We start from the raw sequence: 23,408 nt of genomic DNA on the forward strand, positions 1-23,408 counted from the left end.
CGGCCCGTTTGATCACAAGAACCAGGATTGTTGATGATATTGATTGCCAGTTTGCTGGTGGCGTTGGTCGCCTTGTTGCACTTGTATTTTCTGGTGCTGGAAATGTTCTTCTGGACCAAACCACTAGGCCGCAAGGTCTTCAGATTGACCCCGGAATTTGCGCAAGCCTCTAAAACACTGGCGGCCAATCAGGGGCTGTACAACGGCTTTCTGGCCGCCGGCCTGATCTGGGGCCTGACCCTGGGGGCGGCCGGATTGGGCATCAAGGTGTTCTTCTTGTTGTGCGTGATCGTGGCCGGCGTGTATGGCGCCATCACCGTCGGCAAGAAAATCCTCTACGTGCAAGCCTTGCCGGCAGCCCTGGCGCTTGGGGCCACGCTGGCCGGCTGATTCGGCTTCTTCCTGGTACACCCACGTGTTGTTGCGCAATCGCCGCGAAAATGCGGCAACTGCGCGCTTCTGCCCTGTTTTTATCCTGTCTCCTGGCATAATTGCTGCGCCGGTCAGTCTCGACCTGTTTTCTGGATGAGTCAGGCCGCGACATACTAATAAATAACAGGGAAATTCAGGGTGAATGTATTCAAAACGGCCTTGCTGGCCGCTGGACTAGTCATGTCCATTGCGCCTGCGTGGGCGACAGATTCTCAAGATACGGCGCTGGCCATCATGGCGGTGCGTGTGGTTGAAGTGGACAACAAGGGAACGGTGGTTGATGGTGCGGGTTATGAACACTTTGAATTGATGAATCTGAAGACTCAGGAAGTCTACAAAGTTCCGTTTCGCCACAATTCCTGGAAAATGCCGTACTTCATTCATATGAAGCCTGGCATTTATTGTTTTTACAGGCTGAGTATTGGCTCAGGCAATCCCACCAGCCCGTTCTGTAGCGAGCCGTATTTCAAGATCGAAGAGGGTGCCATCAATGACCTGGGGCTGTGGCGCTTCGGGATTGACTGGTCTACCTGGAAAATCAAGCAGATGGGCGCGCTTGAGCATGCCGAAGAAGTCTACCAGCATGCCCGCGCATTTCGGCCTTCCGAGTTTCCTTCGGACGACGACGCCTCCGCGCCACAAACGGAGACCCCCTGACGGTTGCCCGCCAACCGGGCCTGGTCCACTGTAACCACAGAAGCGCTTTGCTACTGTTCATGGCACACACCGGTGCATACGGCTTAAGCTGCAATGGCGCTATGCGTCTTCACCGGAGAACCCGCCATGCAGGAACGCTTCTACGTTGATCCTTACCAGCAAACCCTGGGCACGGTCGTGCTTCGGCATGATGAACATGGGCTGGTCCTGGAGGACACCCTGTTTTACCCGTCAGGTGGCGGGCAGCCCGGGGATACCGGCACGCTGGCGCTGGCTGACGGGACGCAACTGGCCATCACCGACACCCGCCGCGACAAAGAAACACGCGACATCCTGCATCTGCTGGCGAGCGATACGCCGCGCCTGCCGCCTGGCACCCCGGTCACACTGACGCTGGATTGGGCGCGCCGCCACCGGCATATGCGGGTGCATACCTGTTTGCATCTGCTGTCTGTGGTCATCAAGGCGGGCGTCACCGGTGGCAACCTCACTGCAGACACTGGCCGGCTGGATTTTGATCTGCCAGAAGGCATGGAGCTGGACAAAGACCAGATTGAGGCAGAACTGAACCGGCTGATTACCCAGGACCGCCCGGTGCGGGTGCAAATGACCAGTGGTGAGGCGCTGCAACGGCAACCGGAACTGATCAAAACCATGTCGGTGACACCACCGCTGCATCTGCCGGAAATCCGCCTGATCGACATAGAAGGCGTGGATTTGCAGCCCTGTGGTGGTACGCATGTGGCGCGCACCGGCGAGATCGGCGCAGTGACGGTGAAAAAGATCGAAAGCAAGGGCGCACGCAACAAGCGGGTGGTGATTGCGCTGATCTGAGTTTCAGCCATTTGGCATATTTCACACCCAGGCGCTTTCCAGGGTAAGTCTGATATTTTGCGCCGTTGTGCCTCCATAACATACGGTTTTTGTAATTTGAAAACTCCATGTTATCGAGAAAATTGGCCCTGTCACTGCTACTGGCCGTGCTGGCAGGGAGTGCCATTGTCAGTTGCCGTGGGCCATTGTCTGCCCTGTCTGCACAGTCCACCGCGGCCAGGCTGGATGTGACCACGCTCCTGCAGCCAGAGACAGGCCTTTATCATTTTGTAGCCAGTACCAATGCCCTGGGACAGGTGAGCGGTATCACGCAGGTTCAGAGCTTTCTGGACCCGGTACGCAGGCGCGTCGTGATTCCGGAACAGGGCATGCAAGCGGGTCTGCGTATGGAAGATTACGCCTGGCCGCTGCTGACCAGCTCCCAGCGTGTGGTGGTCGGTGCGGCCCAAACCCTGCCGGTGAATCAGGTCTATCGCCTCGCTGATGGCACCACCGCCTTTATTGATGATGTTGCGCTTGGTCACGCCGGCAATAACCTGTTTGGCGAAGCGCTTTATCACGGCGCCTTGCCGGATGGCTTTGTGTTTACGCCCGGTATGGCGGCACAACCCGTCAAAGTGCAACTGGTTGCGCATGATGTCTCCGGGCTGCCGATGGCCACCGTGTTGCAGCATTATGTGGCACAAGCTGGCGGACTGGACCGGTTTGCGCTGGATCGCCTGGTCGCGGCCTCCCGCGCCAGTATGCCGCCCGGGGCTGTGATCTATACCGAACGCCATACCTATGGCGCTGACCAGATCTTGTTCCAGCCTGATCCACAGGCGCGGACGTTGCCGGATATGGGTACCCTGGCATTGCATGGCGGTCATTTGCTGGAAGTGGCCGGCTGGAACGACACACACCCGCGCCTGTTGTTTGATATGAACCCCGCTCACCCGGAAGACGCGTTATGGGAGTCGCTGACCGGATTTCAGGCAGATGGCCGGGTGTATCGCGCGGAATACGACCGGGCAGGGCGCACGGTGACACGCATGCCGGCTTTTAACCGCGTAGCGGCAGACGCCCTGGCGGCCGCCATTCAACGCCAGTGGCAAGACGCCAGCCCTATCGTGGCACGCCCGCAGTCCATCCAGACCCCAGCGCGGTGATGCATTCTCATTTACCAGGATGAGCAGCTATGTCAGTGTTGCAGGGTCGCGACCACGCCCCTGGAGTTGGCATGACCGAATCTGCAAGGACTGACCGTTTACCGCCCCTGGCGCCAGCACAACTGAACGATGCCCAGCGCAAGGCGGCCCAGGCGCTGATCAATGGCCCGCGCAAAGGGGTAAAAGGCCCCTTTGTGCCCCTGCTGCGTAGTCCGGAGTTGATGGACCGCATCCAGCGCGTGGGCGAATACCTGCGCTATGACAGCATTCTGCCGCGGCGTATCAATGAATGGGTGACGCTGATTGTTGCGCGGGAGTGGAGCGAACCATTTGAATGGTCGGTGCATTACCCGTTGGCGCTGGAGGCGGGTGTCGCCCAAACCACACTGGATGAGCTGGCGCAAGGCAGCCGGCCGCAACAGATGGCCGCAGATGAAGCGCTGGCTTGGGATTTTACGCTGGAACTCACCCGCAACAAGGGCGTGAGTGACATCACCTGGCAACGTGCGCTGGCGCAATGGCAAGAACAAGGGACGGTCGAACTGGTGGGGTTGATTGGCTATTTCACGGGCATGGTGATGATGCTGAACGCCGCACATACGCCCGCCATCACCCCGGTGCCCTTACCGGTGCTACCGCGCTGAAGCGCCGGCAAGCGAAATGTGCGAGACAAAAAGAAAGGGAGGCAAAAAACTGCCTCCCTTTTTCATTTGCGCTACTTCTCGCTTCAGCGCCTGTTTGTCGTCACGCCGTTTGACCTTGTGCTGTTTATCGTGCGCACCGGCGTGTCGTTGGCTGGCTGCCAGCGCAAACGGATTGCGCGGCACCAGGGTTTTGCCTCTGGTTTTCATGGTCTTTGTGTCCTGCGTAAACAAAGATAAAAAGAAAAGAAAAACAGCGGTCGGAGCATAAGACCCGGACCGCTGCGTCATTGTAACGTCTTGAACGGTCAGATACGCCGTACGGACTCGCGTTTGACCAGTTCAAACTGCGGTTGCACCACAGGTGTGGTCGAGCCTTGCAACATACTCAGCAAGGTTTGCCCGGCCAGTCGTCCCAGATCAAATGTGGGCTGACGGATCGTCGTCAAGGGCGGCAGCATGTAATTGGATACCGCCAGATCATCAAAGCCGATCAACGAGATTTCTTCCGGCACGCGAATACCACGCCGGTACAAGCCCAGCCGCGCGCCCAGCGCACTTTGATCGTTAGCGGCAAAGATGGCGGTAAACGGGCTGCGTGATTCCAGCAACTGGTTGATGGCCAGTACCCCACCGGTTTCCGTGAAGTCGCCACTGGCAATCAGGCGCTGGTCTACCGTAATGCCGGCTTCCTTGAGCGCGCGCTTGTAGCCTTGCAAGCGCTCTTCGGCATCGGGCTGACCCAGGCGGCCGCAGATATGGGCAATGCGGCGATGGCCCTGGCTTAACAGATACCGTGTGGCTTCGTACGCCGCCAGCTCGTTATCTACCGCCAGCCCCAGCGCACGCGGCATGGCATCCAGCCGCCGGCCGGTGATCACCACCGGCACCTGGCGCGACAAGGCCAGGATTTGCTTGTCGCTGGAGGTTGTGGTGAAAATGATGATGCCATCCACCCGGCGGCCAATCAGCAACTCCGCGTGATCTTTTTCTTCACGTGATTGCCAGTGCCCGCTCACGATCAACAGCGCATAGCCGGTGCCAGAGATGGCGTGCTCCACCCCTTTGAGCTCTTCGCCAAAGAAAGGGGAGCCCAGATCCTGGGTGATGATGCCTATGGTTTTGGTGCTGCCGGTTTTCAGGCTCTGCGCCAACACGTTAGGCGTGAAGTTCAACAGTTCGATCGCGCGGGAGATGGCCTCCTGCTTGATTTTGGAGACGCCCGTCACGCCGGTCAGATAGCGCGACACCGTGCTGGCCGACACCCCCGCCTCACGCGCGACATCCTGCACTGTCACATTGTCTTTTTTTGCAGATTGGTCTTCCATTTTGCTTCTGTTGTTGGTTTGACTACACCGTGCTGCACTATATTTGTGCGCAAATTGTCTGTTCTTCGCAAGTTTAACGGTTTTGCAATCAGCGCATTGAATGATCGTGGTTACTGTTTTATAACCAGCTAAATCAACTGTTTGCCTGACTTATTGTGCTTGTGCTGTGATCGTTACGCCAGGTATGGCTTTTGGGGTGCCAAGTTGTAGTGCAAACGCTGCACCTACATGGAACCACTTATTGCCCTGGTAAAAAGGATGCCTGAAACTGAAAACGATTTCAAAAAAATCAGCGAAACTAGCTTGAAAATGCTGCAATCGCGAAATCGATTTCAATGTTACTACAACCCCCAAGTCGTTGGAGAGAGCGATGAACAAAGTAGTACGACTCGCAGTTATGGGTGCTCTGCTGGCCGCAGCTGTGCCGGCACTGTCTGCAACTCCGGTCACGCTGACCGTAGCCAGCTTCCCGGATCTGGATCGTGACATCAAGGTTGCCATCCCGCTGTACAAGAAGATTCACCCAGAAGTCGAAATCAAACTGGTCAGCCGCGAACGCGTCGACCACGTGAACGCCATGACCACCCAACTGGCATCCGGTACCGGTCTGCCTGACCTCGTGGGTCTGGAAATTGGCTTCGTGGGCCGTTTTGTTGCTTCCGGCGGTCTGGAAGACCTCTCCAAGGCACCGTATAACGTCGGCCAGTTCCAGAACCTCGTGACCAGCTATTCCTGGGCACAGGCCAAGGGCCCGAACGGCGACCAGTACGCCATTCCGGTGGATATCGGCCCGGGCACCATGTTCTATCGCAAGGATTTGCTGGACAAGGCCGGCGTCTCTGAAGCCGATCTGAACAAGTCCTGGGAAAGCTACATTGCTGCCGGCAAGAAGATCAAGGCTGCAACGGGCGCTTACCTGGTTGCCAGCCCGGTGGACATCAAGGATATCTACATCCGTTCCAACCTGAAGAACGGCGAAGGCATCTACTTTGACAAGAGCGGCAAGGTCATCGTGGCCGGCAACCCGCGCTTCGAAAACGCCTTCAAGCTGGCCAAGGAAGCTCAGGACGCCGGTATTGCTGGCAACATCAAGCAGTGGACCAACGACTGGGCCGCCGGCTTTCAGCATGACCAGATCGCTACCCAGCCGATCGGTGCATGGCTGAATGGTCACCTGGCTCACTGGCTGGCTCCGGATGAAGGCGGCAAGTGGCGCGCTACCAACCTGCCGCAAGGTGCTTATGCATCGTGGGGCGGCTCGTTCTACGCCATTCCGGCCAAGAGCGCGCACAAGGCTGAAGCTTATGAATTCCTGAAGTTCCTGACCCTGAACCGTGACCAGCAACTGGCTACGTTCAAGGAAATGGATGCCTTCCCGTCGCTGAAGTCCGCTCAGGATGATCCGATCATGTCCGAACCGCTGCCGTACCTGGGTGGCCAGAAGGCACGTGAAATGTGGCGTGAAGCTGCAAAACACATCCCGGAAATCCCGATCAACAAGAACGACGGCGTTGCTGAAGACATCATCAACGACCAGCTCGATCAAGTTGTGCATCAGAACAAGGACATCAAGGCCGCTCTGGCTGATGCCCAGGCTGATATCGATCGCCGCGCCCGTCGCTAAGCATTTGATCTAAAAGAAAGACTGCGGCGGCGGGTGATCCTTTCGGGGTTAGCCTGCCGCCTGTTTGACCGGGTTTGCATTTTCCTGGGGGTTGCGGGAACGTGGTGCAGATGCGGCTTTACCATGAACACCGACCTGACGCTGCGGCTGCCACCGCGGACAACGGCCGGTGACGGGTAGGGCAGGGTTGATTGCATGCGTCCCGCAACGTGTTTAGAGCGGCCAACAAAGCCCAGCGAAGCGATGGTGGCAAGGCGTGCGAAACGCAGGCAGTACAACTTAGTACGGCAAGTGAGCACAACGCAGCCAGCAAGGTTTTGTTGGCCGCTCTTACAGGGTGCCCGTTACAGGGTCAAAGGACAGTTCCGTCCCTTTGGCCGTTTATTACCGGAACGCCGGAGCAAGTTTGATGGAATCCGTGTTGTCCCCCGCCGCCAGTGTTGAAACGCGGCCGCGCAAAAAGCGCATTCAGGCCTGGAAATGGGCCCCGTATCTGTTTATCAGTCCCTTCCTGATCATCTTTTGTGTGTTCGGTATTTTCCCGCTGGTATTCTCCGCCACACTGTCTTTTGCACAGTGGGATCCGGCTGCCGGCTTTTCTGCCATCAAGTGGATTCACTTCGATAACTACAAGTTTGTGCTGACCGATACCTGGTTCTGGAAGTCTCTGGGTAACACGGTCTATATCGCCATTGCTTCGGGTTTGCCGCAACACCTTGTGGCGATTCCGTTTGCGGCATTCCTCAGTACTGTCCTGCGTGGTCGCAATACGGTCCTAGGGGCATACTTCATGCCGTTCATTACCTCCAGCGTGGCTATTGCGCTGATTTTCAGCTCCTTGTTTTCCAAAGACTTTGGTGCCATCAACGCCATCCTGATGTGGCTGCACGGCCTGCCAGGTATCGGCATGATCTTCCCGGATCACAAGATTGACTGGCTGCTCGACACCTCTTTGGTCAAACCGACGGTGAGCTTTGTTGTGTTCTGGCGTTATGTGGGCTGGAACACCGTGCTGTACCTGGCCGCCATGCAGACCATTCCGGAAGACCTGTACGAAGCCGCTACGCTGGATGGCGCGCGGACCTTCCGCAAGTTCTGGCACATCACGCTGCCCATGATCCGCCCGATGATGTTCTTTGCCGTCTCGCTGACGCTGATCAACAACCTGCAGTTGTTTGAAGAACCGTTCATCTTGCTGGGCGACAACGGGGGTATTGGTCAGGCTGGCATGACCACCGCCATGTACATGTATCGCACCGCGTTCTACTTCAGCGATTTTGGTACGGCGTGTGCCATTTCCTGGGTGATGTTCATCGTGATTGCCGTGCTCTCGTACGGTAACCACAAGCTGTTCGCCCTTGCCGGCGGCAAGGAGGAGTAATCATGGCCATGGTCAACACCCGCAAAACTTACGCGCGGCCGCTTGCCTGGGCCATTGTTGCCGTGGGCGCCGTGCTGATGCTGGCACCGTTCTTCTTTACCTTTGTGCTGGCCACGCAGCCGCGTGACCGCATTTACCAGATTCCGCCACCCATGTGGTTTGGCAGCAATCTGATGAAGAACATCCACACGCTGACGGATATGATCCCGTACTGGCATAACCTGGGCATGAGCTTTTACGTGGCCGTCATGACCACGGTGCTGGCGCTGTTCTTCTGCTCCATGGCCGGCTTTGCATTTGCCATGTACGAGTTCCGTTTCAAGAAGGCGCTGTTCACCGTGGTGCTTGGCAGCATGTTGTTGCCGCCGTTCCTGGGTCTGATCCCGACCTTCATGCTGATGAACTTCATCGGCTGGCTGGATCAACCGCGCGCCCTGTATCTGCCGGCTGCGGCCGCTGCGTTCGGGATTTTCCTGATGCGCCAGTACATCAGCTCGGCCGTGCCCAAAGAGCTGATGGAAGCCGCACGGATCGACGGTTGTGGCGAGTTCCGCATTTACTGGAACGTGGTCCTGCCGCTGATTGGTCCGGCACTCGGTACGCTGGGTTTGATCACCTTTATCAGTAGCTGGAACAGCTTCTTGCAACCGCTGGTGATCATGCACACACCAGAGAGCTTCACCGTGCCGGTCGCGTTGCGTTCCATGCAAAGCCCGACCAATACGGACTGGGGCGCGGTGATGGCAGGTTCTGCCATTGCGGTACTGCCGCTGCTGATCCTGTTTGCACTGTTCTCCCGCCGCCTGATTGCCGGCTTGACTGCAGGTGCGGTCAAGGGCTGATCCGGGCCGATGTAGAGATAAGTTACGGCCAGATTTTTCCGTTTTCAAACACCGTTCATATCCCACCCGGCCATTGGTCGGGCAGGGAGGGTGTTTTTACAAACTGCCTTGAAAACGTTTTCAGTCTGGTTGGTCGAACGATTTGAATGTTTTGAATGCTTTAAATGGTGACGTTGGCAGGCGCACCGAATTTGACTGACTTGAATCCAAACGGAGTTGCCATGACTACCCTGAATTTCCCCCGCGACTTTATCTGGGGCACTGCCACCAGTTCTTTCCAGATTGAAGGCGCTACTGACGTCGACGGGCGTGGCCCGTCCATCTGGGACACTTTCTGCGCCACCCCGGGCAAGATCAGTGATGGCAGCGATGGCACTGTGGTGTGTGATCACTACCACCGTTACAAAGAAGACGTCGCCCTGATGGCCAGCCTGGGCCTGGATGCCTACCGTTTCTCCATTGCCTGGCCGCGCGTACAGCCTAAAGGCTTTGGTGCCTGGAACGAAGCTGGCTTTGCCTTTTACGAGAACCTGATCACGGAACTTGAAGCCAAGGGCATCAAGCCGCACGTCACCTTGTACCACTGGGACCTGCCGCAAGCGCTGCAAGATCGTGGCGGCTGGGCTAACCGCGAAACTGTACAACTGTTTGCCGAATACGCCGCCGAAGTCGGCCGCCGCTTTGGCAACCGCGTTGCCTCCATCGCCACCCATAACGAACCGTGGTGCACGGCTTATCTGGGCAACCATCTGGGCCGTTTTGCGCCGGGCTTCAAGGATGTCGCGCTGGCCAACCAGGTCTCCCACCACTTGCTGCTGTCGCACGGTGAAGCCATCAAGGCACTGCGTGCACTGAATATCTCCGCCCAACTGGGTATCGTGCTGAACCAGTCTGATGCCGACCCGGCCACCGACAGCGCCGCCGACAAGCGCCAGGCGCAGCTTGAGTACGAAAACTTCACCGGCTGGTTTATGGACCCGATCTTCAAGGGCCACTACCCGCCGCTGGCGCTGGAAGTGTATGGCGATGCCGCACCCAAGGTGCAAGACGGCGACTTTGAAATCATCGGTCAGAAGATCGACTTCCTGGGCGTGAACTACTACTTCCGCGCCTGGTGCTCGACCGATACCCCGAAGATTCCGGAACCGTGCGAACTGGGCCGCACCGACATGGGTTGGGAAATCTATCCGAAGGGCCTGACCGACCTGCTGTTGCGCCTGAAGCGTGAATACGCTGATCTGCCCCCGATCCTGATCACTGAAAACGGCATGGCTAATGCCGACAGCATCAAAGACGGCGCAGTGAACGATCCGCAGCGGATCGACTTCCTGCAACGCCACCTCTCGGCCCTGAAAGACGCCATGGATGCCGGCGTGGATATCCGTGGTTACTTTGAGTGGAGCCTGCTGGATAACTTTGAATGGGATTCGGGCCTGTCCAAGCGTTTCGGCATCGTGCACGTGGATTACCAGACCCAGAAGCGCACGCTCAAAGACAGCGCGCACTGGTACCGTGAATTCATCAGCCAACAGAAAAAGGGCTGAGCATCATGTCTGCCATTTCACTGAAGAACATCAAGAAGGCCTACGGCGATAACGCGCCGGTGATTGAGGGCCTGGACCTGGAAGTTAAAAAGGGCGAATTTGTTGTATTTGTCGGCCCGTCCGGCTGCGGCAAATCCACGCTCTTGCGCATGATTGCCGGTCTGGAAGACATCACCGGTGGCGACCTCTTCATCGAGGGCGAACGCGCCAACGACCTGCATCCGTCCGAACGCGGCATTGCCATGGTGTTCCAGAGCTACGCCCTGTACCCGCACATGACGGTGGGGGAGAACATGGGCTTTGCGCTCAAGCTCTCCGGCATGGACAAGGCCAAAATCAAAGAGGCCGTGGGCCGTGCGGCAGAAGTGCTGCACATCACCCACCTCTTGAACCGCAAGCCGGCCGCGCTCTCGGGCGGTCAGCGTCAGCGGGTGGCCATTGGCCGCGCCATTGTGCGCCAGCCCAAGGTGTTCCTGTTTGACGAACCGCTGTCCAACCTGGATGCCTCTTTGCGCGTGCAAATGCGGATTGAGCTGGCCCGTTTGCACCGCGAACTGGGCACCACCATGGTCTACGTCACGCATGATCAGGTGGAAGCCATGACGCTGGGCAACCGCATTGCCGTGTTCAACCAGGGCAAGCTGGAGCAGGTCGGCGCGCCGATTGAACTCTACAAAGAGCCCAAGAGCACCTTTGTCGCGGGTTTCCTGGGTTCGCCCAAGATGAACTTCCTCTCCTGCCAGACCGCTGGCGGTGTTTCGGGCAACCTGCTGCTCAAGGTGGGCAGTGAGCAGCGCCTGACGCTGGATCGCGCCGCTGCGGCCGAGGTGCCGGAAGAAGTCACGCTGGGTATCCGCCCGGAACACGTCCGTGTGGTGAGTGCGGCAGAAGGCCTGCAAGCGCGGGTGGACCTGGTGGAAAACCTGGGTGATACGCAACTCATCCACACCGCTGTCGCCGGTTGCGCCGAGCCGTTCTCTATCCGCCTGCCGGGCGATAGCGAAGTGCCGCGCGTGGGCGAGACCGTTGGTCTGCGCATTGAATCAAGCCGTGCCTTGTTGTTTGACCGCAGCGGTCGGGCGCTGGAACTGGCCTGATCAGCGTGCAGTTTCGTATCATGCAAGGCCCCGCGTAAGCGGGGCTTTTTCTTTATGATGTTGTTGCGCGCCGTGCGCTACGCGGGGCGGTGTTCTGGTTATTTTTTGAAAGCGGTGTCATGTCTCGTTTTGTTTTGATCTCTTTGATCCATCTTCTTTTTTGCACGGCAGCCGTAGAGGCCGCCCCGGCCGCGCCTGCTGTCGGCGCACCCTTTGCCGTGACGGGCGAGCGGGTGACCACGCAAATTCCCAAGGGCTGGAAACTGGCCTGGATGCAAGGGGACCCCGCAGGCGGTTTCATGGCGGAATACGTGCCAGAAGCGGAAGACATCAATCATTGGCGCGGCGAATATCTGGCGATTGCACGCTTCCCATACCCCTCAGCCACCGTGCTCAAACAAATGGCAGACAAGAAAGTGCATTTGTCGGAAGTGGCACTCACCCAGTTCATGACCGCCACTCAGTCCGGTTGTGGTGGCAAGCGAGAAGAAACCTCCCACGGCCTGAACCAGATCGATGGCTTGCTGTTTGCCGTGAGTGGCGGCTTTTGCGACAAGCTCGAGCCCAATGCCCCGTTTGGCGAAGGTCAGTTTGTGGCGTTTATTGAAGGCAAAGACTTTCTGCACAAAGTGCAATATTCCTGGCGCCCAGGCAGTGCGTTTGAAGCCAGCAACAATAAACCGATGCGATTGACCAAGCAGAAAACAGTGGAATACCTGGAGGCCATCAAGGCCAGCCGGTTGTGCGATGGCAGTTATAAGGCGTGTAGCGGGAATTTCAGATAGGACGTGGCATGCAAATCCCGGCCCAGTCGTTGGATACCCGGATATTGACTCAGCTGGGTGAAGAGGTGTTGCGCAGTCTACGAGAGCGGGACTTTGCGGGGCTGGCGCAACGGTTCGGATATGCGGTCGCTTTTCACCGTGAGCAAGCGTATGCCATTGAGGAAGATCTTGCGCGCGCGCCGGTGCAGGTCGGCTGGCTGAACAATATGACAAATCCGGATGACGTCATCACCGTGAAGTTTTTTGCGCCCAATGGCACGGGGCTGGTCGCCGCGGTCGAATGCCTTGCAAGTGATCAGGAGTCTGCATTCACACTGGAGTTGATCGTCACCGGAAGCGAAAACCGGTTTGACGTGACTCTGGAAGGCGTCATGCGGATATGCCGCTGATCTGAACTGTTGGCAGTAGACGTAGCCCGGATGAAGCGAAGTGCAATCCGGGGTGGCAATGTTGGTCTGGCAGTGTTCTTTTCCGGCGGTGCGACCCCGGATTCCCGGCCCATAGGGCCTGCATCCGGGCTACGGGCTGTTGTTGGCGCGTAGTAGACATAGCCCGGATGAAGCGAAGTGCAATCCGGGGTGGCAATGTTGGTCAGGGCAGTGTTCTTTTCCGGCGGCGCGACCCCGGATTCCCGGCCCATAGGGCCTCCATCCGGGCTACGAGCTGCTGTTGGTGCAGAGTAGACGTAGCCCGGATGAAGCGAAGTGCAATCCGGGGTGGCAATGTTGGTCAGGGCCGCATTCTTTTCCGGCGGCGCGACCCCGGATTCCCGGCCCATAGGGCCTCCATCCGGGCTACGGGCTGTTGTTGGCGCTTAGTAGACGTAGCCCGGATGAAGCGAAGTGCAAACCGGGGTGGCAATATCGGTCAGGGCAGTGTTCTTTTCCGGCGGCGCGACCCCGGATTCCCGGCCCGCAGGGCCTTCATCCGGGCTACGGCAGTAGCAAGAGACTGGTGTGAGCCTCATCTCCCGCACAAATTAATTTCCATCCCCCCGCATCCAGTGTTTCTCCGGCCGCGTAAGTAGCTGCAGGTAGCAAAAAGCTGCCAGCAACATCTACAAAACCGGAGAAACCAAAATGCGTAAACCAGCTTTGATTGCAGCACTCGGTCTGGCCCTGGCGTTGCCCCTGGCATGGGCGGACAGCACGGTCATGGTGGGCGGGCAATCCATGTTCCCCTCCAAAGATATTGTTGATAACGCGGTGAATTCGGCCGATCACACCACGCTGGTAGCGGCGGTGAAAGCGGCGGGGCTGGTCGATGCGCTCAAGGGTAAAGGCCCGCTGACCGTATTTGCCCCGACCAATGAAGCGTTTGGCAAGTTACCGGCGGGCACGGTAGATAACCTGGTCAAACCAGAAAACAAGGCCACGCTGACCAAGGTACTCACCTATCACGTCGTGGCCGGCAAATATGATTACGCGGCGCTCTCGGCGGCCATCAAAGCCGGTGGCGGGCATGCAGAACTGCCCACGCTGGAAGGTGGCAAGCTCAGTTTCATGTGGAATGGCCCGCGCAATATCGTGGTCAAGGATGAGGGCGGCCATGTGGCCAATATCTCCACTTACGATGTGACCCAATCCAACGGGGTGATCCAGGTGATTGATACGGTGTTGATGCCCAATTGACATGAAAAGCAATGATAAAGCCCCGCACAAGCGGGGCTTTTTGCTGTCGGGCTTGGTGTTGTGTGTGGGCTGGCCCATTATCAGAATATGCGTGATAACGAGGCCCACCATGCAGGATGACGCTGAACGCCGCGCGGCAGATCGCTTGCAACGGCAGATCGACAAGCTACGGGTGCAGATGGAACTGATGCACATCAGCTTTGATGCGTTGATTGAAACCATCCAGGACGAAGAGATGCTGGAGGAGTTCAAAAAACGCGCGATCAGCCGGATTCGCTTGCGCCTTGATGCGCTGCGTCGTCACGACTCTAGCGAACAAGCCATGCTCAATAGCACGGGCCTGATTCTGGACGAACAGACACTGGATGGCTTGCGCCGCGCCGTGGCGCTGAAACGGGCACTGGAAACCGAACTGGACCGCCTCTGGGCTGCGCGGGATTACGAGACAGATCGCAAGTAATCCCGCATTCGCTGGGTTAGCGGTTTTCCCCCACATCAATGCGGTTGCCATCCGCATCTGCGAACACAAAACAGCGCATGCCAAAGTCGGCATCACGCATGGACTTGATGATGCGTACCTTGTGCTGCAGCAAATGCTGGTACAGCGTGGCGGCGTCGCCCACCAGCAGATGCGCAAGATTGCAGACCGTCGCTTTGTGTTGTTTGTCCAGCGCCAGGTGCAGTTCTGCCGCATCCCGTTTCAGAATGACAAACCCGACGGGGTCGCCATTTTGAAAGACTTTGGTAAATCCAAGGATGCCGGTATAGAAGGCGACTGCCCGGTCTATATCAGTGACTGGCAGGGTAGGGGCAAGACGGCCAAAAGTGACTGCGGGAGAAACAGCGGATGTCATGTGACGCTCCTTGCGGCAGCACGCTGTTCGGGCTGAGGCAGTGCTCAGGGCCGGGCATGGCTGGCAGTTGCGCGGAGCGGTGTCCGCAGGGAGTGCCAAGTATAGCGTCGATGCCCGGGTATGTGCTTTTGGGCGAGCTGGGGCGCTCAGCGCCCACTGTCGGTGGGGGCGTGTCGGGTCATCAGCACAAACTCCCCCTCTGCAGACTGACCCTGCCCGGTGACGACAAAGCCGTGTGCGGCGTAAAAGCGCCGGGCACGTTCATTGCGGACCAGACATTTGAGCTGCCAGCTGCGCCGCGCCCACTGCGGCAAGCGGGTTAACAGCGCCGTGCCGATACCTTGCCCATGAAAGGCAGATTGCACATACAGCATATGAATGAAATGGTCTGGCTCCCAGATCGATACAAATCCGCCGATGTGGCCCTGGGCGTCTTGCGCCAGCCAGATGCGCTCGCCAGCCGTATGGGTAGCAAAATCGCTCAGTTGAAAGTCTGCGGGGTCTTGCCAGATGAACGTCTGTTGCCGGCTACCGAGATAAATACGGGCTAGCGCATCGGTGTCGGCAGGGGTCGCGGGGCGGATGGTCCAGAGCATTGCGGGGCCGGTGTCATGAGTCTTGTTATTCTACGGGCCCGGCAGCAAATTTTGGGCGCGCTGCTAATATGCAGTTCAGGCCGGAAATTGATTTCCGTCTCTTTGCCGAGGTGACCGATGTCCAGTTCGCAGCATGTGCATAACGAAACGCCGACAATCAACCCCAACCAGATTGCACAACAGCCGTCCGGTGCGGTGAGCCAGGATCATTATCTTGGTAGCGTGTCCGAATTGTTGGTGGCCGGCGTGGCCACGATGTTGCTGGAGCGCTATTACAACTGGAAAAATCGCAAGGCCAGGATCGAACCGCAATAAGCAAGTCACGTCCGCTGGGGGCGCTCAAGCCCCTGTGTTGTCACTCTCCCACGCGCTCTGGCGCCAGCACAAACCGCACAGAGAGCGTCTCTCCCGGTTGCAGCCACGCCCCGCCCACCTTGCCCGGATGTTGCCCGGTCAGATTAAGCCAGTCAGTGCAATTGCTGACGGGCTCCATGCAAAAGTGATCCAGTCCGGGCGGCACATACAGCACAAAGAAATCCAGTGGTGCGTCGGCCTGCATGACCAGCCGCGCGCGCTGTTGCGGCCAACTCACGCTGGCGCTGCGACTCCAGCCGGTAAAGTTATTGTCCAGCACGACCTCATCAATGAACTGGCCCTGCCGCAGGGCGTCCAGCAGATCGGGTTGTTCCAGCCGCGTGGGCATGACTTCGGCATCGGCGGCCCACATGGCCTCGACATCCGTTTGCACCAGCGTATCGGCGGCGCGCAAAAAATACGGGTGATGTCCCAGCCCGGCCGGCATGGCGGCGGTGTCGGTATTGGTCAGGGTCATGCGCACCGTCAGGCCCTGCCGCGTTACTTCAAAGCGCTGGCTGGCATGAAATGACCAGGGCCAGTCGCCACGTGGGTACTCCAGCGTCAGGGTGGCCGTGTTGACCGTCATGGTGGTGACTTGCCACGGTAGTCGCCAGCCATGGCCATGCAGCGTGTGCGGAGAGTCGCTCATATTGGCGGCCATATGCAGTGGCCGCTCACCGACGCTGGCCTGGCCGTTGCGGATACGGTTGCAGAACGGCAGCAGCGGAAAACTCCCCATCAACAGCGGGTTGGCTTCATCCAGGCTTTGTACGGTGCCTGGTCGCAGCCAATGGATTTCCGTGCCCTGATACGTTGAAAAATAGCGGTAAATGCTGCCGCCCACCGCCGGGGCCAGCAACAGCGTTTGCTCGGCACAAGACAGCCGGATCAGGGCCGGGGCGAGGGCGGTGTCGTCAAGTGATGCAGTCAGCGGCATGGCAGAGTCCACAGGGGGTTTTGCACCGTATCGCGGCGCTATTGAAGTGGATTCTATCAATGTTTTGAAAAATTATTACTAATAATATTGGTTGTATGTGGTGCGCATATCAGCGATAGAGCGGAAAAAACCGGGGTAATCGCATATCATGGCGTGTGAAAACAGGCGCTGGCGCTTATGTCGCCGGCTCTGAGCGACCGGCTCAATGGCGCTGGCCATGACGGGGTGGTGATGCCGTCATGACTGTTGCGGGTTCTGTCTGTCGTCTCTTTACCAGGATCGCTCAATGGCTAGTCCAACCCGAAAAACAGAAAAACTGCCGCAACGCCGGCCCACGATGACCGATATCGCCAAATCGGCGGGGGTGTCGCAATCCACGGTATCGCTGGTGCTCAACAACAATGTGGGCAGCGCCAAACTCTCGGACAAAACCCGCGCCAAAGTGCTGAAAATAGCGGCGGAACTGGGCTACCGGCTGACACATCGCACCACTGCGGCCCCGCAGCGCGGGCGCAACATGATTGGGTATATCGTGGATTCCATCTCCACCAGCCCGCACCCGGTGGTGAGTGTGGATGGCGCGCGCGATGCCGCGTGGGAGCACGATTGCGTGCTGTCGGTCTTTGCCACACGCGGCGATCCGGAAGTGGAAGAAGCCACCATCAATGCGCTGCTGGCTAACCCCACGCTGGTCGGCGTGGTGTACTCCACCATCTTTACCCGCAAGGTCGAAGTGCCGGAGGCGCTCAAGCGCGTGCCGACCGTGTTGCTCAATTGCTACACCGATGAACGCAACTTCAGTCATGTGGAGCCGGGCGAGGTGGGCGGCGGCCATAACGCCACGGAATACCTGATCAACGCCGGTCATACACGCATTGGTTTTATTAATGGTGAACCGTGGATGGATGCCGCCAAAGACCGTTTCAAAGGCTACCGCCAGGCCCTGGCCACCGCTGACTTGCCGTTTGACCCGCGCCTGGTGCGCGATGGCGACTGGATGAGCGGCACCGGCTTTGAACAAACCCTCTCGCTGATGGCCGAACCACGCCCGCCCACCGCGATTTTCTGCGCCAACGACCTGATGGCGCTGGGCGCGCTGGAAGCCTTGAAACAACTGGGGCTGAAGGCCCCGGATGATGTCGCCATCATGGGTTATGACGACCAGGAAATTGCCCGACACACCCACCCGCCGCTGACCACCGTATTGTTGCCCAACTATGAAATGGGCCGCTGGGCCGTCGATACGCTGATTGCCGAGGCTGCATCGCCGGAAGATGCGGCCACGCAGGGGGCGCAGCGCAAGCGTCATATCAAGATGGAATGCCCGCTTGTGGTACGGGAATCGGTCGCGTGCCCGCAATCTGATCATGCTTGATCAATAATATTTGACAAATATTATTAATGAACCAAGAATCACCTCGTAGTCCAAAAACAAGAAGTACATTTTGCGAATGACGTTCCCCGAGGAGGTTCATGATGCGAGTACGATCTGCTGGTCTGGCCGTTCTGGTTGCCAGTTTTGCATTGGCCACGGCCAGCGCCATGGCTGACGGTGTGCCCAAGCTGCCCCAGAAAGCCAGCTACAAAGTCGGTTTTGCCCAAACCGAGAGCAACAATCCCTGGCGTATTGCCGAAACCCAAAGCCTGAAAGACATTGCCGGCAAGTGTGGCTGGACGCTGGTGTATACCGACGCCGCCAGTTCCGCTTCCAAGCAGGTGGCCGATGTGCAATCCATGATTGCGCAAAAGGTAGACCTGATTGTGCTGGCCCCGCGTGAAGAAAAGCCGCTGGTTCCTGCCGTCATGGCGGCCAAGAAAGCCGGTATTCCAGTGATTGCCATTGACCGTGATCTGGACCAGAGCGTCGCCAAGCCGGGTCGCGACTACGTGACTTTCATTGGTTCTGACTTTGTGGATCAAGGTCACCGTGCAGCGGAATGGCTGATCAAGGCCACCGGCGGCAAGGGCAAGATTATTGAGCTGGAAGGCACCACCGGTTCCTCCCCGGCCAATAACCGCAAGAAGGGCTTTGACGACACCGTCAAGAAGCAAGCCGGCATGCAGATCATTGCCAGCCAGGATGGTGACTTTGCCCGTGACAAGGGCCGCCAGGTGATGGAATCGCTGCTGCAAGCGCACCCGGATGTGACCGCCGTGTACGCTCACAACGACGAAATGGCGATGGGTGCCATTGCCGCGCTGGAAGCCGCTGGCAAGAAGCCGGGTAAGGACGTGATCGTGGTGTCGATTGACGGCACCAAGGACGCACTGCAAGCCATTATCGATGGCAAGCTGGGCGCCACCGTCCAGTCCAGCCCGTTCTTTGGTCCGATCTCTTGCAAGACCGCGCAGGATTACGCTGCGGGCAAGAAGATTCCGGCGTGGGTGAAGGTTGAAGACAAGTTCTTTGACAAGAGCAACGCCAAGGAAAATCTGGCCAACGCCTTCTGATTGTTGAAAGTCGGCCAGGCCGGGTTTGGTGGCGTTCACCGCTCTGCCAGAGGTGACGTGGCAAAACCTGGCCTGGCAAGACGAACTGGCGCGCATCTGGCTCTGGTCGGGTCTCCTCCATGCGCACAGGCTGGTTCTGTCTTCCTCTCTCAGGCCGGCTTGCCGGCCCTTTTTTTGCCTGGCGACCAGGCCTGGCGGGCCACAACCGGCCGGAAAGTCCATGGTGGATAGCAAAGCTGTCCAGCCAGACCATAATCAGACAACACACCTCGACCGGCCCCTACGCAAGGCTGGAGGATTCATGACGCAGACCATCACGGCACCATTGCTGCAGATGCACGGCATCAGCAAGGCATTTTCCGGTGTGCCGGCACTCAGGCAGGCGCGGCTGTCCATTGCACCCGGAGAGGTGCATGCGCTGATCGGACAGAACGGGGCAGGCAAATCGACCCTGATCAAGATACTGACCGGTGCGTACAAGCGCGACAGCGGCGAGATCCTGTTTGCCGGCGAGCCGGTTCACTTTACGACGCCCCTGCAAGCGCAGAAGGGCGGTATCAGTACCATCTACCAGGAACTTAACCTGATCCCGCTGCGCAGTGTGGCAGAGAACATCTTCCTGGGGCGCGAACCACGCAAATACGGTTTGATCGACTGGTTCCGCATCCACGCGGACGCTGCCGCCTTGCTGGACAAGCTGGGTATTGTGGCGGACGTGCGCATGCCGCTGAACCAGTGCAACACGGCCACGCAGCAAATGGTGGCGATTGCCCGCGCGGTGTCCTTGCACGCCCGGCTGGTGATCATGGATGAGCCGACTTCCTCGCTGGATGAACAAGAGGTTGAAACCTTGTTCCGGGTGATTCGGCAATTGAAGGCGGATGGCGTCTCGGTGATTTTTGTCAGCCACCGGCTGGACGAACTCTACGCCGTGTGCGACCGCGTGACGGTGATGCGGGACGGTCAGACCGTTGCGGAAAAATCCATGCAGGATATGGACAAGCTGCAACTGGTGACCACCATGCTGGGGCGCGAACTGGCCAGCACGGTGGCGCAGGCGGCAGGTGAAGAAATCAAGCCGGATGAAACCCGCACCCCGGTCGTTGAAATCAAAGCGCTGAAAAGCGGTGTGCGCGTCAACGACGCCAGCATGGCGGTATACCCTGGCGAGATCGTCGGTCTGGCCGGTTTGCTGGGCTCAGGCCGCACGGAGCTGGCGCGCTGTTTGTTTGGCGCTGACCGGGTTGACCAGGGGGACATTTTGCTCAAAGGCCAAAAGCGGGCGTGGCAATCACCCTCTGACGCCATTGCCCAGGGCGTGGCGTACTTGTCTGAAGACCGCAAAATTGAAGGCATCATCCCCGATATGTCGGTGGAGGAGAACCTGACGCTGGTGCTGTTGCCGCGCCTGGTGAAGCTGGGTGTCGTTGATCGCAAACAGCAACAGGTGATTGTTCAGCGGTTCATTGAACGCCTGCAGATCAAGACGGCGGGTCCGAAGCAGAAGATTCGTGAGCTGTCTGGTGGTAACCAGCAAAAGGTGCTGCTGGCGCGCTGGCTGTGCGCAAAGATCGACTTTCTGATGCTGGATGAACCGACGCGCGGGATCGATGTGGGCGCCAAGGCAGAAATCCTCACGCTGATCCGTGAACTGGCGGATGACGGTCTGGGTGTGCTGATGATTGCCTCGGAACTCGAAGAGTTGACCGCCTATGCCCAACGCGTGGTGGTGCTGCGCGATGGCTACACCGTCCGCGAGTTGTCCGGTAGCCAGATCAGTGAAGACAACATGATGGCGGCCATGGCCAATGCCACCGCCAAAGACAACCCCGTTGCGGAGAGAGCCCCATGACCGCGCTTGCCTTGCGGCTTGGCCAAAGCCGCCGATTGATCCCGTCTGGTGCGTTGCTGGGCCTGGCGTTGTTGCTGGTCTTTAACCTGGCGTTCACGCAAAACTTTTTGTCGCTGCAAACCTTCAACATCAACCTCACCCAGGTCTCCACCATTGTGATCGTGGCGGTAGGCATGACCATGGTGATTGCCACGGGTGGCATTGATCTGTCAGTGGGTTCATTGATGGCGATCTCCGGGGCGCTGGCGCCGCTGATTTTTGGCGCGCACAGCGGATTGTTTGCCGTGCCGGTGCTGGGCATGGCATGCGCCCTGGTGTTGCCGGTGCTGGCTGCGTCTGCCGGTGGCGTGCTCAATGGCGTACTGGTCACCCGATTCAGAATCCAGCCCATTGTGGCTACGCTGATTCTGTTCATTGCTGGTCGTGGCATTGCCCAGGTGTTTACCAACGGCAATCTGCAAACCTTCAGCAATGACACCTTTCACTGGCTGGGCTTGGGCAAGGTGCTGGGGATTCCGGCACAGGTGATCATCATGCTGATCATTGTGGCGATTGCGGCGTGGGTCATGCGGGCCACCTTGTTTGGCCGCTATATCCTGGCTACGGGCGGCAACGAGCGTGCAGCGCGGCTGGCAGGCGTACCGGTAGCGCGGGTGAAGATGGCCGCGTATGTCATTTGCGGTGCGTTGTCGGGCCTGGCGGGTTTGCTGGTGATTGCCATTAACTCGTCGGCCGATGCCAATCTGATCGGTATGGGGATCGAGCTGGATGCCATTGCCGCCGTTGCCGTAGGCGGCACGCTTCTGACTGGTGGCCGTGCCCGCATTCTGGGAACGCTGATCGGCGCGCTGATTATCCAGCTGGTGCGCTACACCTTGCTGGCTCACGGAGTGCCCGATGCCGCGGCACTGGTCGTCAAGGCTGCCATTATCCTGGCCGCCGTTTACCTGCAAAAGCGGGAGTAACCAAGTGATGTCGAAATCTTTGCAAGTGGCGGCCGGCGAAGCGCTGGAGGCGCTGTCTGGTCCGCCGCAATCCGCACAGCGCAGAAGGCTGCATTTCTTGCGCACGCAAGGGGTGCTGGTCGCGCTGATCCTGTTGTTGATCTTTGGTGCTTGTCGCTACGACAACTTCCTGGGGGCGTACAACGTACTCACGCTGCTGCGCTACAACACCATGTTCGGGCTGATTGCGGTCGGGATGGCGTTTGTCATCATGACCGGCGGGATTGATCTTTCTGTGGGGACCACGGCCGCGCTCTCCAGCGTGATCTCTGCCATGCTCAGCCCGCATGGTATCTGGCTGGGGCTGGCGGGCGGCGTGGGGGCAGGGCTGGTGATCGGGCTGGTGAACGGTCTGGCCATTACCCGGCTGAAAATCCTGCCGTTCATTGTCACCCTGTGCACTTTCCTTGCCGCGCACGGCCTTGCTTTGCTGTTTGCCGGCAATCAGTCCGTCTCGGTGTCGTGGGACAGCGGTTTTACCACCTTTGGACAGGGCGATTTCCTGGGTTTCCCCATCCCGGCGTGGATCGGCGGGTTGGCGTTTATTGCTGGTTCAATCGCGCTCAACTTCAGCGGCTTTGGCCGTACCGTGCTGGCCATCGGCGGCAACGAAGAAGCCGCGCGGTTGATGGGCTTGCCGGTAGAGCGCGTGAAATTCTTTGTCTACCTGTTGAGCGGCGCGCTGGCCGGAGTGGCGGGGGTGATCCTGGCCTCGCAATTTGGCGCAGGCCAACCTAACGAAGGCAATGGCTGGGAGTTGTTTGCCATCGCCGCCGTGGTAGTGGGCGGCACGCGCCTGACCGGGGGCGAAGGCTCAATCGGTGCCACGCTCTCTGGCGTACTGTTGCTGGGTTTGATCTTCAATATCCTCAACTTTGAAAACGGCAAGGGCGTGATCAGCCTGTCGGCGTACTGGCAATCGGTGATCCGCGGCGTGTTCTTGCTGATTGTGGTGATCTTGCAAGCGCGCCTGGCAAAGAAAGAGAAGGACTTGTAGCCCGTCTTCGTAGCCCGGATGAAGCAGAGCGAGAATCCGGGGTGGCTATGCCGGCAAAAACAAGGCTCTGCCGTGGTTGTCATGCGCCGGATGGCGGGGCATTGATATTGCGAATGGCGTCATCCCGGATTCCCGCCTTCGGCTCCATCCGGGCTACAGATCGTTCTGCACCGTAGCCCGGATGAAGCAGAGCGAGAATCCGGGGTGGGTATGCCGGTAAGGACAATGCTCCGGTGTGGGTGCCATGCGCGGGATGGCGGGGCATCGATATTGCGAATGGCGTCATCCCGGATTCCCGCCTTCGGCTCCATCCGGGCTACGAATGATGTATCAGCACCGTAGCCCGGATGAAGCGCAGCGAGAATCCGGGGTGGGTATGCCGGCAAGAACAATGCGCCGGTGTGGTTGTCATGCGT

General features: G+C 58.5%; 25 protein-coding genes. 20 read left to right on the forward strand and 5 right to left on the reverse strand.

Annotation, left to right across the window (positions count from 1 at the left end; genetic code table 11):
- Positions 1–33 precede the first annotated feature (33 nt).
- The 5 genes from HNQ50_RS00760 (at position 34) to HNQ50_RS00780 (ending at position 3,715) form a co-directional block, all read left to right on the forward strand.
- Complete coding sequence (locus HNQ50_RS00760; protein ID WP_184096554.1) at positions 34–390, forward strand: DUF1304 domain-containing protein; 357 nt, start codon at positions 34–36, stop codon at positions 388–390.
- Positions 391–612: 222 nt separating this feature from the next.
- On the forward strand, positions 613–1,089 hold the full coding sequence (locus HNQ50_RS00765; protein ID WP_184096556.1) for a hypothetical protein: 477 nt from the start codon (positions 613–615) through the stop codon (positions 1,087–1,089).
- A gap of 126 nt (positions 1,090–1,215) precedes the next feature.
- Positions 1,216–1,923, forward strand: coding sequence for an alanyl-tRNA editing protein (locus HNQ50_RS00770; RefSeq protein WP_184096558.1), 708 nt, complete (start codon positions 1,216–1,218; stop codon positions 1,921–1,923).
- A gap of 107 nt (positions 1,924–2,030) precedes the next feature.
- Positions 2,031–3,071 (forward strand): hypothetical protein, encoded by a 1,041-nt coding sequence (locus HNQ50_RS00775; RefSeq protein WP_184096560.1) that lies wholly within the window; start codon positions 2,031–2,033, stop codon positions 3,069–3,071.
- 71 nt (positions 3,072–3,142) lie between these two features.
- Positions 3,143–3,715: a carboxymuconolactone decarboxylase family protein gene (locus tag HNQ50_RS00780; RefSeq protein ID WP_184096562.1), complete on the forward strand. Its 573-nt coding sequence runs from the start codon at positions 3,143–3,145 to the stop codon at positions 3,713–3,715.
- On the opposite strand, the gene HNQ50_RS00785 is transcribed toward HNQ50_RS00780, so the two are convergent.
- Positions 3,704–4,003 (reverse strand): hypothetical protein, encoded by a 300-nt coding sequence (locus HNQ50_RS00785; protein WP_184096564.1) that lies wholly within the window; start codon positions 4,001–4,003, stop codon positions 3,704–3,706. The genes HNQ50_RS00780 and HNQ50_RS00785 overlap by 12 nt on opposite strands.
- A gap of 17 nt (positions 4,004–4,020) precedes the next feature.
- Entirely contained in the window at positions 4,021–5,040 is a 1,020-nt protein-coding gene (locus tag HNQ50_RS00790) for a LacI family DNA-binding transcriptional regulator (protein WP_184096566.1), read from the reverse strand.
- Between the two features lie 370 nt (positions 5,041–5,410).
- Between HNQ50_RS00790 and HNQ50_RS00795 the strand changes: the two genes are divergently transcribed.
- The 9 genes from HNQ50_RS00795 to HNQ50_RS00835 all read left to right on the forward strand — a co-directional run bounded on the left by HNQ50_RS00795 (position 5,411) and on the right by HNQ50_RS00835 (position 14,404).
- Positions 5,411–6,664 (forward strand): ABC transporter substrate-binding protein, encoded by a 1,254-nt coding sequence (locus tag HNQ50_RS00795; protein WP_184096568.1) that lies wholly within the window; start codon positions 5,411–5,413, stop codon positions 6,662–6,664.
- Between the two features lie 409 nt (positions 6,665–7,073).
- Complete coding sequence (locus HNQ50_RS00800) at positions 7,074–8,045, forward strand: carbohydrate ABC transporter permease (protein WP_184096570.1); 972 nt, start codon at positions 7,074–7,076, stop codon at positions 8,043–8,045.
- 2 nt (positions 8,046–8,047) lie between these two features.
- Positions 8,048–8,887, forward strand: a complete 840-nt coding sequence (locus HNQ50_RS00805; protein WP_246428522.1) for a carbohydrate ABC transporter permease — start codon at positions 8,048–8,050, stop codon at positions 8,885–8,887.
- A gap of 221 nt (positions 8,888–9,108) precedes the next feature.
- Positions 9,109–10,431 carry a GH1 family beta-glucosidase gene (locus HNQ50_RS00810; RefSeq protein ID WP_184096572.1) on the forward strand — a complete coding sequence of 441 codons (1,323 nt, stop codon included), beginning with the start codon at positions 9,109–9,111 and terminating at the stop codon, positions 10,429–10,431.
- Between the two features lie 5 nt (positions 10,432–10,436).
- Positions 10,437–11,528, forward strand: coding sequence for an ABC transporter ATP-binding protein (locus HNQ50_RS00815; RefSeq protein WP_184096574.1), 1,092 nt, complete (start codon positions 10,437–10,439; stop codon positions 11,526–11,528).
- Positions 11,529–11,647: 119 nt separating this feature from the next.
- Entirely contained in the window at positions 11,648–12,313 is a 666-nt protein-coding gene (locus tag HNQ50_RS00820) for a hypothetical protein (protein WP_184096576.1), read from the forward strand.
- An 8-nt stretch (positions 12,314–12,321) separates the two neighbouring features.
- On the forward strand, positions 12,322–12,702 hold the full coding sequence (locus HNQ50_RS00825; protein ID WP_184096578.1) for a hypothetical protein: 381 nt from the start codon (positions 12,322–12,324) through the stop codon (positions 12,700–12,702).
- A 690-nt stretch (positions 12,703–13,392) separates the two neighbouring features.
- A complete protein-coding gene (locus HNQ50_RS00830; RefSeq protein WP_184096580.1) occupies positions 13,393–13,944 on the forward strand; it encodes a fasciclin domain-containing protein in 552 nt (183 codons plus the stop codon).
- Positions 13,945–14,053: 109 nt separating this feature from the next.
- Positions 14,054–14,404: a hypothetical protein gene (locus tag HNQ50_RS00835; protein WP_184096582.1), complete on the forward strand. Its 351-nt coding sequence runs from the start codon at positions 14,054–14,056 to the stop codon at positions 14,402–14,404.
- A 16-nt stretch (positions 14,405–14,420) separates the two neighbouring features.
- On the opposite strand, the gene HNQ50_RS00840 is transcribed toward HNQ50_RS00835, so the two are convergent.
- Together HNQ50_RS00840 and HNQ50_RS00845 are read right to left on the reverse strand one after the other, a co-directional pair.
- Complete coding sequence (locus HNQ50_RS00840) at positions 14,421–14,798, reverse strand: VOC family protein (protein WP_184096584.1); 378 nt, start codon at positions 14,796–14,798, stop codon at positions 14,421–14,423.
- A 146-nt stretch (positions 14,799–14,944) separates the two neighbouring features.
- The gene (locus HNQ50_RS00845; protein ID WP_184096586.1) at positions 14,945–15,394 is read right to left on the reverse strand and encodes a GNAT family N-acetyltransferase; all 450 of its coding nucleotides are present in this window, start codon (positions 15,392–15,394) and stop codon (positions 14,945–14,947) included.
- 117 nt (positions 15,395–15,511) lie between these two features.
- Between HNQ50_RS00845 and HNQ50_RS00850 the strand changes: the two genes are divergently transcribed.
- Positions 15,512–15,709, forward strand: coding sequence for a hypothetical protein (locus HNQ50_RS00850; RefSeq protein WP_184096588.1), 198 nt, complete (start codon positions 15,512–15,514; stop codon positions 15,707–15,709).
- Between the two features lie 40 nt (positions 15,710–15,749).
- Here the strand turns inward: HNQ50_RS00850 and HNQ50_RS00855 are convergent, their stop codons facing one another.
- A complete protein-coding gene (locus HNQ50_RS00855; RefSeq protein WP_184096590.1) occupies positions 15,750–16,688 on the reverse strand; it encodes an aldose 1-epimerase in 939 nt (312 codons plus the stop codon).
- Positions 16,689–16,974: 286 nt separating this feature from the next.
- Here HNQ50_RS00855 and HNQ50_RS00860 point away from each other — a divergent pair, with 286 nt between their 5' ends.
- From HNQ50_RS00860 to HNQ50_RS00880, 5 genes are all read left to right on the forward strand, one after another.
- A complete protein-coding gene (locus HNQ50_RS00860) occupies positions 16,975–18,063 on the forward strand; it encodes a LacI family DNA-binding transcriptional regulator (RefSeq protein WP_221302934.1) in 1,089 nt (362 codons plus the stop codon).
- A 98-nt stretch (positions 18,064–18,161) separates the two neighbouring features.
- A complete protein-coding gene (locus HNQ50_RS00865; RefSeq protein ID WP_184096592.1) occupies positions 18,162–19,139 on the forward strand; it encodes an ABC transporter substrate-binding protein in 978 nt (325 codons plus the stop codon).
- Positions 19,140–19,440: 301 nt separating this feature from the next.
- Positions 19,441–20,991, forward strand: coding sequence for a sugar ABC transporter ATP-binding protein (locus tag HNQ50_RS00870; RefSeq protein ID WP_184096594.1), 1,551 nt, complete (start codon positions 19,441–19,443; stop codon positions 20,989–20,991).
- The gene (locus HNQ50_RS00875) at positions 20,988–21,956 is read left to right on the forward strand and encodes an ABC transporter permease (protein ID WP_184096596.1); all 969 of its coding nucleotides are present in this window, start codon (positions 20,988–20,990) and stop codon (positions 21,954–21,956) included. Before HNQ50_RS00870 ends, HNQ50_RS00875 begins: the two co-directional genes overlap by 4 nt.
- 7 nt (positions 21,957–21,963) lie before the next feature.
- Positions 21,964–22,992 (forward strand): ABC transporter permease, encoded by a 1,029-nt coding sequence (locus HNQ50_RS00880; protein WP_184096598.1) that lies wholly within the window; start codon positions 21,964–21,966, stop codon positions 22,990–22,992.
- The last annotated feature ends 416 nt before the right edge of the window (positions 22,993–23,408 follow it).

The sequence above is a fragment of the Silvimonas terrae genome (assembly GCF_014202765.1).
GTDB classification, from domain to species: Bacteria; Pseudomonadota; Gammaproteobacteria; order Burkholderiales; family Chitinibacteraceae; genus Silvimonas; species Silvimonas terrae.